This window comes from Flavobacterium bizetiae, from assembly GCF_902804475.1.
Lineage (GTDB): Bacteria > Bacteroidota > Bacteroidia > Flavobacteriales > Flavobacteriaceae > Flavobacterium > Flavobacterium bizetiae.
Genome location: NZ_CADCSU010000116.1, coordinates 1 through 12,518, shown reverse-complemented (window position 1 = coordinate 12,518; position 12,518 = coordinate 1). Strand labels below are relative to the sequence as shown.

Sequence of the window (12,518 nt, the reverse complement as noted above, 5' to 3'; positions counted from 1 at the left end):
TTCTTACATTACTTATATGGTTTAAATATTATTACCTATATGGTTTGACGAAAAATTTGTATTTTTGACCAGCATCTACAAAACGTTGTGAAATAAATCTAAGCCAGAATGCATTTTAAACATCCTGAAATTCTATACTTTCTGTTTTTATTGATTGTTCCAATTTTGGTTCATTTATTTCAATTACGACGTTTTAAAACTTCTTACTTCACTAACGTACGCTTTTTAAAAGAACTTTCGATTCAAACCCGAAAGAGTTCAAAAATCAAAAAAAGACTTTTATTAGCCACTCGTTTATTATTATTGACTTGTATTATTTTAGCCTTTTCCCAACCTTTTTTTGAAGCTAAAGACAGTAAAAATGCAACGAACGAAATGTACATTATTCTGGATAATTCGTTTAGTATGCAGGCAAAAGGCAAAAAAGGTGAATTGCTAAAACGCGCCGTTCAGGAATTACTGGAAAACACGCCCGAAACAACTCAGTTTTCGTTATTAACCAATACTGAAAATTATTGGAATACCGATATTAAATCTTCAAAAGCGGCTTTGCAAAATCTACAATACAGTGCAACTCCTTTTGAACTTTCGTCGATTATGGCGAAAATAAAAGCCCATAAATCGGCTTATAAAAAAGACATTGTTATTATAACAGATGCTGTTGGTTTAGCTGAAAAAGATGTTGCAACTATTGATAGCGAAGAAAAACCATATTTTATAATTCCATCAGCCGAACAAAAAAACAATATTGCTATTGATAGCGTTTTTATCAACCAGACTTTAGAGAATTTCTACGAATTAACAGTAAATTTATCTGCTTACGGAGAAGGTTTTAAACCCGTTTCGATGGCATTATACAATCAGAACAAACTAATTGCTAAAACGATTATTAATTTTGATGCTAAGAAAAAGAAAATCAACTTTACGATTCCAAAAGAAGCTTTCCACGGATATGTAACTATTGAAGACAATGGCCTAACGTACGACAACAAACTCTATTTCAGTATTTCGAAAACTAAAAAAACAAATGTTATTAGTATCGGAGAACCGGAAAAAAGTAATTTCTTAGCGAGAATTTATACTTCATCTGAATTCAATTACAACAACTACTCGATTAACAATTTAGATTATAATAGTTTAGACAAACAAAACACCATTATTTTAAATGAATTAATTGAAGTTCCTCAGGCTTTACAAACGACCTTAAAAGCATTTGTTTCTAAGGGTGGAAATCTGGTTGTCATTCCTTCAGAAAAAAGTTCTGTCTCGAATTTGAATTCATTTTTGGGCAATTTTGGAAAAATTCAATTCAGAGATATTGAAAATAAAAACAAGTTAATTACCAAAATCAATTTCGATCATCCTTTATTTTCCGGAGTTTTCGAAAATAAAATCACCAATTTTCAATATCCAAAAACAAATAGTTCATTTGATATTTCGAGCCCTTATCCGGCCGTTTTATCTTATGAAGATCAAAGTGTATTTGTAACCGCTATTCAGAATCCTGTTTCCGGAATTACTGTTTTTGCAGCGCCTATCAATACCACAAATTCGAACTTCCAGCAATCGCCATTAATTGTTCCGTTATTTTATAAAATGGGTCAAAACAATCAAAAAACAGGAGTTAATGCCCTGACCATTGGTAATAACGAACCGTATTTTGTAGATGTTTTATTGACAAAAGATGCTATTTTGGAAGTAAAAGGAACTGAAGATTCTTTTATTCCGATTCAGCAAATCCTGAATAATAAAGTAAAATTAACTTTTAATGATTTCCCTGAAACAGCCGGAAATTATAGCATTTTTGATAAAAAAGAATGGGTTGAAAACCTGAGCTTCAATTATAAAAGAACCGAAAGCGATTTGAGTCAGGTAAACACAAATGTGGTTTCGGATTTTAAAACTGCCGATACGATTTCGACTATCTTTAATACGCTACAAACTGAACGAACTGACAGCCAAATTTGGAAATGGTTTGTTATCTTTGCACTGTTATTTTTAGCATTAGAAATGGCAATTATTAAATTTGTGAAGTAAAACGTAACGTTTTCTTTTAGCTCTTAGTTTGTCATTTCGACGAAGGAGAAATCTCCATGACAAGCTCGACAAAGATTTGATTCTCATTACGGAGTTACTGGCGGAGATTTCTCCTTCGTCGAAATGACAAACTGTATGGCCAAAAAGTATTAGAAACAAGATTTCAATTAAAATAAATTTCTCTACATATGAAAATAATCATCAGAAGCGCCAAAATTATCGATTCAAAAAGTCCGTTTCATAACCAGACCGTTGATCTTTTAATTGCAGATGGTTTAATAGAAAAAATAGGAACTTCGATTCTTGATATCGAAGATACAACCGAAGTTAAATTTGACAATTTACATCTTTCTCAAGGTTGGTTTGACAGCAGTGTTTCATTAGGAGAACCTGGCTACGAAGACAGGGAAACCATTGCAAACGGACTGAACGTAGCAGCAAAAAGTGGTTTTACGGCAATTGCTTTACAGCCCAACTCTTTTCCTGTTATCGACAATCAATCGCAGGTAAATTTTGTAAAGAATAAAGCGAATGGTTTTGCTACAGAACTCTTTCCTATTGGTGCTTTAACCAAAGCGAGCGAAGGAAAAGATATGGCGGAATTATTTGACATGAAAAAATCAGGAGCGGTTGCTTTTGGAGATTACAATAAAAGTATCGACAACGCTAACTTGCTAAAAATCGCTTTGCAATATGTTCAGGATTTTGATGGATTGGTTATTACTTACTCTCAGGATCCAAACATAAAAGGAAATGGTGTTGCGAATGAAGGAATCGTTTCGACCAAATTAGGTTTAAAAGGAATCCCGAATCTAGCCGAAGAATTACAAATATCAAGAAACTTATTTCTATTGGAATATACAGGAGGAAAACTTCATATTCCGACCATTTCTACCGCAAAATCGGTTGAGTTAATCAGAGAAGCTAAAGCAAAGGGATTACAAGTAACGGCAAGTGTCGCTGTACATCATTTGGTTTTAACCGATGAAAAACTAGAAGGTTTTGATACGCGTTTTAAAGTTACGCCACCGCTAAGAACTGAAGCTGACAGACAAGCTTTATTAAAAGGAGTTACAGACGGAACTATCGACATTATTACTTCAGACCACAACCCGATTGATATTGAATTCAAAAAAATGGAATTTGACACGGCGAAAAATGGAACAATTGGCTTAGAAAGTGCTTTTGGAGCTTTGTTAACTGTTCTGCCTCTTGAAACTGTAATCAAGAAATTGACTTTAGGGAAAGCTATTTTTGGAATTGAAAGCAATTCAATTGCCGAAGGTTCTAAAGCTAACTTTACTTTCTTTACTCCTGAAGGAAAATCGACTTTTACGAAAGCAAATATTCTTTCAAAATCTAAAAACTCTGCTTTTTTAGGAACTGAAATAAAAGGTTCTGTTTACGGAATTTTGAATCAAAATCAACTTGTTATCACTAAATAATTACAATGAATAATTCAATCGAAGAGGGAAAATCAATCGCCATTACCAGCTATATTTTAATTATTGGTGTTTTGATTGCGATGTCTATGAACTCTGAAAATAAAAATAGTTTTGCATCATTTCATATTCGTCAGGCTTTAGGATTATCGCTGGCTTTTATTTCTTTTGGAGCTATTATCAGCAATTTCGACAGCTTTATGATCACTTTCCCAATGTGGATTTGCATCTCTATCTTATGGACTTATGGAATTTTTAGTGCTATTCAGGGACAAACAAGACCAATTCCGTTAGTGGGGAATTTATTTCAAAAATGGTTTAAATCGATAGGATAAAGTTTAAATTCCAATTTTTTAAAATTCCAAATTCCAAAAAAAAATCCGTTAAATCAGCCTTTTCACTTTAATGAACCTGTTTTATCAGCGTATAAATTTTGAACACGGATGACGCAGATTTGCAAGCAAAAACGCGGATAAAAACAGATTTTTTATCATCCTAATTAAAGCTCAAAGCATAAAATATAACAAACTCGTAATTCAGCTGAAAACTGAGACTGCGACCGAAAACTAAACAAATGAACCTATCTTTAGAATATAAAATACAAGAACCAAAAGTTATCTTAGATAAAAATCCTGTTTTACTTTTATTACACGGATACGGCAGTAACGAAGCCGATTTGTTTTCGTTTGCTAGTGAACTTCCGGATAACTATTACATTATTTCTGCTCGCGCTCCTTATGATTTGCAATATGGTGCTTACGCCTGGTACGCGATTAATTTTGATGCAGATCAGAATAAATTTTCAGATAACGAGCAAGCCAAAACTTCACGTGATTTAATCGCCACTTTTGTAGATGAATTGGTTGCGAATTATCCTATTGATGCTAATAATGTAACTTTAATTGGTTTTAGCCAGGGTTCTATTTTGAGTTACTCAGTGGCACTTTCTTACCCTGAAAAAATTCAGCGAGTGGTGGCGATGAGTGGTTATTTCAACGAAGAAATCATCAAAGAAGGTTACGAGAAAAACGACTTTAAAAACCTTAAAATATTCGCATCACACGGAACCGTAGATCAGGTAATTCCAATCGAATGGGCAAGAAAAACTCCAGCTATTCTTGAAAAATTAAATATTCCGGTTACTTATAAGGAATATCCTGTTGGACATGGTGTAGCTCCTCAAAATTTCTTTGATTTTAAGAATTGGCTGGCTGAGTAGTATTTAGTTTTCAGTCGCAGTTTGAAGTCTCAGTACGTAGCTATTTTAAATCTTAAAAATGAGTAAATTTCCAGATATACTAACTGACGAAAAAATTAAGGATAGTAATAAAGACTTTAGAAATGCATTATTTTCTTTAGATAAGAAATTCATTGATAAAGATAATTCTGTTCATTTAACAAGGATTTATTCTGCTACAAAGCAACTTGACATCAGAAACAAGATCCTGAGACTTTTATATGATTTTGATTTTCCTGAATTAAAGATTTTCTTTGATAGTGCGTATAAAAAAGAACGTTATCTCGATATGAAAATCTATGCATTGCGCGGACTTTCTCAGTTTATTAGTGAGAAAGACACAGAAAAACTATTGCTAAAATTTAATTTGACATTGCTGAAAAGACAAGAAACAACGTCTTATAATTATCAGGAATACGAACTTTTAAGAGGACAAAATTCTTTGCCTTATTTAGTCGAGAAATACAATTACAATTGTTTCAAAGAAACTCTCAATCAGGTAAATGACCAATATAACGCAATGCCTGACGCTTTTAAAGGACATTTTACGATAGATAAAAATGGTGAATTTGTATCACTACGAAGCCCCGAAGAAAGCTCAAAAATGATCAAAGAATTTTTTAATCAATTATAAAAAAATCGCAGCTTTCAAATTGAAAACTGCGACTGTATACTGTAAACTGATTACTCTCTTGTGTAAATAATTTTACCGTTCTTTTTCAGCACATAACCTTTCCAGGGAATTAACTGGTAATCGTCTTTCGTCCAGGAATCACCTTCGGACTTTCTTTCTAAAAGAATTGGTTCTTTTTGAGTATCGAGAAAAAGCTCTGCTTTATTTCCGTCAAAAATTACATAGGCAACTGTTGAATACGTTTTTCCGTCTTCGGCATGGGCTAATTTTGTACCCACTTCAAAAAGTCGGACACATTCATTTTTAAGTGCAGACCACGTATATCCTGCAGAAGCCTTACATCCGTGTGCATCAGAATCTCCTCCTACTACTCTAGCCGGTTTTGATTCTTCTTTCTTTGGCGCTTTATTTTCTTCTCCTACTTTCTTAGCGCAAGAGAAAGATAACCCAATAATAGCCGAAAATAAAAATATCTTTTTCATAAATTCCATTTTTTAAAACTGGTCAAAAAATAGAATTTCGAACTCTATTTTTGATATAACCAAGTTTGATTTACTTCAAAAGTAATCTTTTCATCCTGATCAACAAAATATTTTAACAGGACTTCTCCCCATAATTCACCATTACTGTAATCTGCAATAATCCATCTGTGGTTTAATATTTTTATTTTATTGATGATAAATTTGTTCGGACCTATTTTATCCTGTCCTGTGTAAGGATTCCCATTTGGATTTGCATTGAAGTCTAATAATTTCTCGGTTACAACCGGAATTAATTTTTCAAATAAAATTACTTTTCCTCCAGAAGCCTCGTTATCAAAGTAATTTTGGGCATTTTCGTTATGTTCTAACGAAAAATAATCGGCATCGGCTAATTTCGTTGTCATTAAACTGATGCTATCTCTTAGTTTCTTAGTCGTTTTATCATATCGCTCTTCTCCAAATTTTACTTCTCTGCTGTAAAACATATAAGTAAAAACATTCATAAGTATCGCAAGGATAAAAAGATAAAGCATTAAGGATTTTTTCATTGTTGTGGTATAATTAAATTGTAATTTCTAAGTTGTCGTAAGCGAGGAAAACGTTCTTAGGCAGTTGTTTCTGTACTTCTTCATGAAAGCCCAAAACATGACTAATATGCGTTAAATAGGCTTTTTCGGGTTTGACTAAATTTATAAAATCAAGTGCTTCCTGCAAATTAAAGTGTGTATCATGAGGTTCTACGCGCAATGCATTCACGACTAAAACCTTAAGATTTTTTAGTTTTTCGACTTCTGTTTCGTGAACTGTTTTAACATCAGTTAAATAGGCAAAATCATCTATACGATAACCAAAAACCTGCAAATCGCCATGCATAACATTTACCGGAATGGCTGTTTTATCGCCAACAGCAAAAGGCTGATCATTGATAACCTCAATGGTTTTAACGCTTGGAGCTCCCGGATATTTGTTTACGGTTTCGAAAACATAATCAAAACGTCGTTTTAGATTGTCTATAACGCGTTGATGTGCATACACAGGGATTTCGCCTTGTCTGAAATTAAACGGGCGTATATCGTCTAAACCGGCAGTATGATCTGCATGTTCGTGTGTAAATAAAATAGCATCGAGATGTGTGCAGCCGCAAGAAAGCATTTGTTGCCTGAAATCAGGACCGCAATCGATAACGTAAGAATGTTCACCCCACGTAATCCAGATGGATACGCGGAGCCTTTTGTCCTTAGCATCAGTGCTTTTACAAACGGGATGATCGACTCCGATTATCGGAATGCCTTGTGAAGTACCAGTACCTAAAAAATATACCTTCAATTGAACTTAATTTTTTTACAAAAATAGGATTATTTCTCTTTCATTAGAAGCCTAATTTGCTAACTTTGTAACAAATCTATTTAAAATAAAATGGGTACAGAAATAAAACTCAAAGGTGACAAGGTCATCGAACAGATTCCTTCCATAAAAGACAAAGCGTTACGCATTAATTTAAACGAGAATATTTACGGAACTTTTGCTGAAATTGGTGCCGGGCAAGAAACTGTCAGACATTTTTTCAGATCCGGAGGTTCATCGGGAACAATTGCAAAAGCAATGTCTGCGTATGACAAAGATTTTAGTGATGCGGTTTATGGGGTTGAAAGCGATGGTCGCTACGTAACCGAAGAGCGATTAAAAAAAATGCTTACTCTTGAAGGACAAATCATTGAGGAGCGTTTAAGCAGAGAAAAACACCCTACAAAACTGTTCTTTAGTTACGCTAATACTGTTGCGACAATAGATTTTGCAAAACAGTTTAAAGGTCACGGTTGGGTTGGAATTAGATACCAAATTGAACCTGACGAAGCTTACAACGAAATTATTCTTCACATTCGTTTTAAAGAAACTGATGCCAGACTACAACAAGAAACACTGGGGATTTTAGGTGTAAACCTTATTTACGGTGCTTTTTACAAATACAACGATCCTAAACGATTACTTCGTTATTTATACGATCACTTAGACAAAGACCAACTCGAAATTGATACTATTAACTTCTCAGGACCTCGTTTTGCTGATGTTGATAATCGTTTAATGAGTTTGCAATTGGTTAAAAACGGAATGACTGATGCCGTAATGTTTAATCCTGAAGGAAAAAACATCTTACCAGCAGCCATTTTATACAAAAAGAATCTTCTTGCTTTAAGAGGAAGTTTCCGTCCGGTTACGAAGGTAAATATGGACATGTACGAGAAATCTCTTAAAATGTTTCTTGAAGAAAATAAGGTCGAGAAAGATAATACTTTGGTGGTTTTTGAAATTACACTTTCGAATTTACGTTCTGATGGTGAAATTGATGAACGTGATTTCATGGACAGAGCCGAGTTGCTTTGCTCATTGGGTCAGACCGTAATGATCTCGAACTTTCAGGAATATTATAAAGTAGTTGAATATTTTGCTAATTATACCAAAGCCAGAATGGGATTGGCAATGGGTGTAAACAATTTAGTAGATATTTTTGATGAGAAATACTACCGTCATTTAAGTGGTGGAATCTTAGAAGCGTTTGGAAAATTATTCTACAGAGATATGAAAGTTTTCTTGTATCCGATGTTAGATGAAAATGGCGTTTTGATGGATTCAAACAACTTAAAAGTACATCCAAGAATGAAAGAATTATACAAATTCTTTAAGTTCAACGGAAAAGTGGTTGATATAGCAGATTACGATCCGCATAACCTTGAGGTTTTCTCTCGCGAGGTTTTAAAAATGATCAATCAGGGAAAACCAGGTTGGGAACCAATGCTTCCGTCTGGTATTGCCGAAATTATAAAAGAACACCATCTTTTTGGATATCATCCGGAAACTGAATTAGAACAAAACAATTTGTAATATCAAAAAAGTCCTAAAGAGAATTTCTTTTTAGGACTTTTTTTTTTGATTCTTATTCTTTTTTTACCGCAAAGCACGCTAAGTTTTTTTCTTGTAATTGTAGCTTTTGTAAATAAAAAGTTCGCAAAGCTTTCTGTTGAATAAGCTTTGCGAACTTTTTTTGCTTTAGGTTTCAGGTTTTGCTGAACTTGAAACTTTGTCAAAGTTTAAAACTTTGACAAAGTTGTCTGAGGTATTTTTTCAGGTAAAGCTTTGCGAACTTTGCGCATTATAAATAATCTAAGAAAAAAACTTAGCGTGCTTTGCGGTAAAAATCACCATTAAGCTCGAAACCTGGAACAAAACAAACCTGAAACAAAAATCTTTATTTCAAAATCTGTGCTGCGTGTTCTTTGGTTTTTACTTTTTCGATAACCTCATCGATAATTCCGTTTTCGTTGATTACGAAAGTAGTTCTGTGGATTCCGTCGTATTCTTTCCCCATGAATTTCTTTGGTCCCCAAACGCCAAATGCGTTGATAACAGCTTTATCTTCGTCGGCTAAAAGCGGGAAAGGAAATTCGTATTTGTCTTTGAATTTTGCCTGTGCTTTTTGACTATCGGCACTTACTCCCAGAAGTTCATAGTTATTGGCTTTAAAACGCTCAAAATTATCTCTCAAATCACATGCCTCGGCTGTACAACCTGGCGTACTTGCTTTTGGATAAAAGAAAACGACTAATTTTTTTCCGGCGTAATCTGCTAATTTATGCATTTTTCCGTCTTGATCTGTTCCTGAGAAATTTGGTGCTTTGTCACCGGCTTTTAATGTTGTCATATGTTTTAAATTTTAGATTGTTGATTTTGGATTTTAGATTAATACCTGTTTATTTAAATCTACTTTTATCTCTCCAATCAACCATTTTCCGTTATGTTGAGTTTTATATCTATATTCAATCTCAAAAATACCATTTTTAATTTCTCCCTCTTCGAATAAGGTTTCAGAAAAAATTCCGCTAGTGATTTTTAAGGTTTTATCTATTCTTCCTTTTGGTAAATAAATTTTAAAAATTTTGTTGGTACTCAAATTTAAGAAACTTAAAAAATTAGACTCTTTAGAATCAATAGTAACAAAATAAGGATATTTCTTAATGTTACTATGATAAATTTCCCTACCAAGATTTGCAATTTTTTTTCCGTTATTCTTATTAAACAGTACGAACTCTGATGGATCGCAACAACCAGAAACTAAACGATTTTCTATAATAAATGTGTTATTATACTCAGCCCAGCTTGTATAACCTAATCTTCCTGTTAACTCGATCAAATCTTTATCTAACGAAAAAAGTTTTTTCTTCTTTTTTGTCTTGCTTTCAAAAACAAGCCAGGATGAATTGCAGTTAAACTGATAGTAAATCTTTGCTCCGTTTTTAAAGATTGTTTTTTCGCAAGATATAATTTCATTTAATTGGGGTTTTTCTTTACAACTACAATTTTGTGCAAAACTAAATTGCGAAAAAACCAGAAAAATAACTATTACTACAATTTTCATTTTTTCAATAAATTACATTAAAGATACGCTTTTTTATGCCCCAGATTGAAGTGAAAACCCCGGAGTTGTGGTAATTTACATTTTTTGCATTGGCAAAGCGACCGGAGGAAGCTCTTGCGAATGCTTAAAAATGTTATTGCCACAATGAGGAGTTGTAACGGAAAGCTGGATTAGGCACATCATGAAAATTATAGTATTTTTACGGGATTAAAAATACGGAAATGAATAAAGAAGCTCGCGTACAATTTGTTATAAATACGTTAAAAGAACTCTACCCTACTATACCTGTACCCTTGGATCATAAGGATCCGTATACGTTACTGATTGCTGTTTTGCTTTCGGCGCAATGTACGGATGTGCGCGTGAACCAGATTACACCGATTCTTTTTGCGAAGGCTGATAATCCGTATGATATGATTAAAATGTCTGTCGAGGAAATCAAGGAAATTATTCGTCCGTGTGGTTTGTCGCCAATGAAATCGAAAGGAATTTATGGGTTATCGCATATTTTGATCGATAAATATAACGGGAAAGTACCGCAGAGTTTTGAAGCTCTTGAAGAATTACCTTCGGTGGGACACAAAACGGCCAGCGTGGTGATGTCACAGGCTTTTGGTGTTCCGGCTTTTCCGGTTGATACGCATATTCATCGATTGATGTTGAGATGGAATCTTTCGAACGGGAAAAACGTGGTACAGACTGAAAAAGATGCTAAAAGGTTATTTCCGAGAGAATTATGGAACGATCTTCATCTTCAGATTATTTGGTATGGCCGTGAATATTCGCCTGCAAGAGGATGGAGTCTGGATAAAGATATTATTACCCGAACTGTTGGCAAAAAATCGCTGATAGAGGAAGCTATAAAAAAGGAAGAAGCTACTAAAAAGATTGTTAAGTAGCTTCTGTCTATTTTTTATTTTGCTTTACATGCTGTTTTTAAGGGCGTTATATTCGCCTGTCATATTCAGCGATCTGTAGATTCCCAAAAGTGATTTTGTAGCACTTTCGTTTTTTGGTTCTATATTAAGTGCTTTTTTCAGGTACGGAATGGCACTTTTTACAATTTCGTCTTTTTGAGCATCTAATTTATCATATTGCTGCATTTCGCCTAGGCTGTTTCCTAAAGTCCCCATAAGGTCTTGTAATTCTTTTTTGAATTGGATTTTGACATAGGCAAGATTAATAAAACAGGTCATGCAATTTTGATTGACTTGTAATGCATCTTCATAATATTTTTCGGCACTACAATAATCGTTGGTTTCCATGTAACAGAATGCTAAAGAAGTCAGGATTTCTTCTTTTTTTGATGGCGGATTTACATTTCTTGGTTTTTCATAAAGTCCTTCCTGAATACTTGCTTCTCTGGCACTCATTGAAATAAAGGCTTCTTCTTGTTTTGTTTTTTTATTGGTTGCATAAAAAATAACCATTTCGCCTGTGTAGTTTAACCTTTTAAGTTCTTCGAAATACTTAATAGCTGATTTATACTCTTTTGCTGCAAAGGCGGCTGACGCTGCATTGAAAAGGTTTCTGACATCTTTTTTGTCGAATAGATAGACCTCGTAACTTTTATCGGCACTTTCTTTGAATTTTTCTGCTTTAAAATCGTTGTAGGCGCCGTCGACCAATTTAGATTTCATTTCTTTTAGGGCCAAACTTGCCTTGAAAGCGTATTTGTAAATTTGAGAATCGTTCTCATACAATAATACATCCTGATATGCTCCTACTGCTAAAGCAAAATTGGCTGCGGCATCGACATTTTTACTTGCTAAATCTTTGTAAACGTTTCCTTTTGTAAAATAAAAGTCTGATTTTACCTCAACCGGCGCATTTACTATTAGGTATTCTATTTTTTTTAAAATCGCTAATGCTTCCTGTGTTTTTCCTTTGCTGTAATAAGATTGCGCTTCTTTTATTTCTTCTTTTTGAGCGTATGCGCCTATACTTATTGATAGTAGCAATAATAAGATCTTAAAGTTCTTTTTCATTTTCGGTTAGGTTTGGTTGTTAAATAGATTAAGGGTACTACTTATGAGAATTTTAATGCAAATAGACTGCAGAGGCCAAAAGTTTTTTACTCTTGCCTTGATCAATATTCGATAAAATACTCATTGGTTTTTAATATTCTTTAGGAGATATTAAAATGAACAACAAACGAAACGTGGTTAGGGTAATTTTTGGTCATAGATGATTTGGTTTTGGTTATACTTCTTATTTGGTTATTATTGATTATTGAATTTTTCTATATATTGAAAGGTTTTTAATACATAAACTT

The 12,518-nt window shown here is 33.6% G+C and carries 13 protein-coding genes; 7 read left to right on the top strand and 6 right to left on the bottom strand.

Features of this window, described 5'->3' with window-relative positions:
- Nucleotides 1-108 precede the first annotated feature (108 nt).
- The 5 genes from FLACOL7796_RS16340 to FLACOL7796_RS24585 all read left to right on the top strand — a co-directional run bounded on the left by FLACOL7796_RS16340 (nucleotide 109) and on the right by FLACOL7796_RS24585 (nucleotide 5,350).
- The gene (locus FLACOL7796_RS16340) at nucleotides 109-2,037 is read left to right on the top strand and encodes a vWA domain-containing protein (protein WP_173971798.1); all 1,929 of its coding nucleotides are present in this window, start codon (nucleotides 109-111) and stop codon (nucleotides 2,035-2,037) included.
- A gap of 188 nt (nucleotides 2,038-2,225) precedes the next feature.
- Nucleotides 2,226-3,482, top strand: a complete 1,257-nt coding sequence (locus tag FLACOL7796_RS16335) for a dihydroorotase (protein ID WP_173971797.1) — start codon at nucleotides 2,226-2,228, stop codon at nucleotides 3,480-3,482.
- Nucleotides 3,483-3,487: 5 nt separating this feature from the next.
- On the top strand, nucleotides 3,488-3,814 hold the full coding sequence (locus FLACOL7796_RS16330; protein WP_055098245.1) for a hypothetical protein: 327 nt from the start codon (nucleotides 3,488-3,490) through the stop codon (nucleotides 3,812-3,814).
- Between the two features lie 239 nt (nucleotides 3,815-4,053).
- A complete protein-coding gene (locus FLACOL7796_RS16325; RefSeq protein ID WP_173971796.1) occupies nucleotides 4,054-4,698 on the top strand; it encodes an alpha/beta hydrolase in 645 nt (214 codons plus the stop codon).
- A 58-nt stretch (nucleotides 4,699-4,756) separates the two neighbouring features.
- Nucleotides 4,757-5,350: a hypothetical protein gene (locus FLACOL7796_RS24585; RefSeq protein ID WP_197913331.1), complete on the top strand. Its 594-nt coding sequence runs from the start codon at nucleotides 4,757-4,759 to the stop codon at nucleotides 5,348-5,350.
- Between the two features lie 50 nt (nucleotides 5,351-5,400).
- Here FLACOL7796_RS24585 and FLACOL7796_RS16315 read toward each other — a convergent pair whose 3' ends face one another.
- The 3 genes from FLACOL7796_RS16315 to FLACOL7796_RS16305 are packed head-to-tail and all read right to left on the bottom strand — an operon-like array spanning nucleotide 5,401 to nucleotide 7,158.
- Nucleotides 5,401-5,832 (bottom strand): hypothetical protein, encoded by a 432-nt coding sequence (locus FLACOL7796_RS16315; protein WP_173971795.1) that lies wholly within the window; start codon nucleotides 5,830-5,832, stop codon nucleotides 5,401-5,403.
- A 44-nt stretch (nucleotides 5,833-5,876) separates the two neighbouring features.
- On the bottom strand, nucleotides 5,877-6,380 hold the full coding sequence (locus FLACOL7796_RS16310) for a hypothetical protein (protein ID WP_173971794.1): 504 nt from the start codon (nucleotides 6,378-6,380) through the stop codon (nucleotides 5,877-5,879).
- 13 nt (nucleotides 6,381-6,393) lie between these two features.
- The gene (locus FLACOL7796_RS16305; protein ID WP_173971793.1) at nucleotides 6,394-7,158 is read right to left on the bottom strand and encodes an MBL fold metallo-hydrolase; all 765 of its coding nucleotides are present in this window, start codon (nucleotides 7,156-7,158) and stop codon (nucleotides 6,394-6,396) included.
- A gap of 90 nt (nucleotides 7,159-7,248) precedes the next feature.
- On the opposite strand from FLACOL7796_RS16305, the gene FLACOL7796_RS16300 reads away from it, so the two are divergent.
- Complete coding sequence (locus FLACOL7796_RS16300; protein WP_173971792.1) at nucleotides 7,249-8,712, top strand: TonB-dependent receptor; 1,464 nt, start codon at nucleotides 7,249-7,251, stop codon at nucleotides 8,710-8,712.
- Nucleotides 8,713-9,076: 364 nt separating this feature from the next.
- Here the strand turns inward: FLACOL7796_RS16300 and bcp are convergent, their stop codons facing one another.
- Together bcp and FLACOL7796_RS16290 are read right to left on the bottom strand one after the other, a co-directional pair.
- A complete protein-coding gene (gene bcp, locus FLACOL7796_RS16295; RefSeq protein WP_173971791.1) occupies nucleotides 9,077-9,529 on the bottom strand; it encodes a thioredoxin-dependent thiol peroxidase in 453 nt (150 codons plus the stop codon).
- A gap of 33 nt (nucleotides 9,530-9,562) precedes the next feature.
- Complete coding sequence (locus FLACOL7796_RS16290; protein ID WP_173971790.1) at nucleotides 9,563-10,243, bottom strand: hypothetical protein; 681 nt, start codon at nucleotides 10,241-10,243, stop codon at nucleotides 9,563-9,565.
- 221 nt (nucleotides 10,244-10,464) lie between these two features.
- Between FLACOL7796_RS16290 and FLACOL7796_RS16285 the strand changes: the two genes are divergently transcribed.
- Complete coding sequence (locus tag FLACOL7796_RS16285; protein ID WP_173971789.1) at nucleotides 10,465-11,142, top strand: endonuclease III domain-containing protein; 678 nt, start codon at nucleotides 10,465-10,467, stop codon at nucleotides 11,140-11,142.
- A gap of 24 nt (nucleotides 11,143-11,166) precedes the next feature.
- On the opposite strand, the gene FLACOL7796_RS16280 is transcribed toward FLACOL7796_RS16285, so the two are convergent.
- A complete protein-coding gene (locus FLACOL7796_RS16280) occupies nucleotides 11,167-12,231 on the bottom strand; it encodes a tetratricopeptide repeat protein (protein WP_173971788.1) in 1,065 nt (354 codons plus the stop codon).
- Between the last annotated feature and the right edge of the window lie 287 nt (nucleotides 12,232-12,518).

Coding starts and splice junctions, on each gene's coding strand:
- FLACOL7796_RS16300 (WP_173971792.1), top strand. CDS start 7,249: ATGGGTACAGAAATAAAACTCAAAGGTGACAAGGTCATCGAACAGATT.
- bcp (WP_173971791.1), bottom strand. CDS start 9,529: ATGACAACATTAAAAGCCGGTGACAAAGCACCAAATTTCTCAGGAACA.
- FLACOL7796_RS16315 (WP_173971795.1), bottom strand. CDS start 5,832: ATGAAAAAGATATTTTTATTTTCGGCTATTATTGGGTTATCTTTCTCT.
- FLACOL7796_RS16310 (WP_173971794.1), bottom strand. CDS start 6,380: ATGAAAAAATCCTTAATGCTTTATCTTTTTATCCTTGCGATACTTATG.
- FLACOL7796_RS16340 (WP_173971798.1), top strand. CDS start 109: ATGCATTTTAAACATCCTGAAATTCTATACTTTCTGTTTTTATTGATT.
- FLACOL7796_RS24585 (WP_197913331.1), top strand. CDS start 4,757: ATGAGTAAATTTCCAGATATACTAACTGACGAAAAAATTAAGGATAGT.
- FLACOL7796_RS16280 (WP_173971788.1), bottom strand. CDS start 12,231: ATGAAAAAGAACTTTAAGATCTTATTATTGCTACTATCAATAAGTATA.
- FLACOL7796_RS16325 (WP_173971796.1), top strand. CDS start 4,054: ATGAACCTATCTTTAGAATATAAAATACAAGAACCAAAAGTTATCTTA.
- FLACOL7796_RS16330 (WP_055098245.1), top strand. CDS start 3,488: ATGAATAATTCAATCGAAGAGGGAAAATCAATCGCCATTACCAGCTAT.
- FLACOL7796_RS16285 (WP_173971789.1), top strand. CDS start 10,465: ATGAATAAAGAAGCTCGCGTACAATTTGTTATAAATACGTTAAAAGAA.
- FLACOL7796_RS16290 (WP_173971790.1), bottom strand. CDS start 10,243: ATGAAAATTGTAGTAATAGTTATTTTTCTGGTTTTTTCGCAATTTAGT.
- FLACOL7796_RS16335 (WP_173971797.1), top strand. CDS start 2,226: ATGAAAATAATCATCAGAAGCGCCAAAATTATCGATTCAAAAAGTCCG.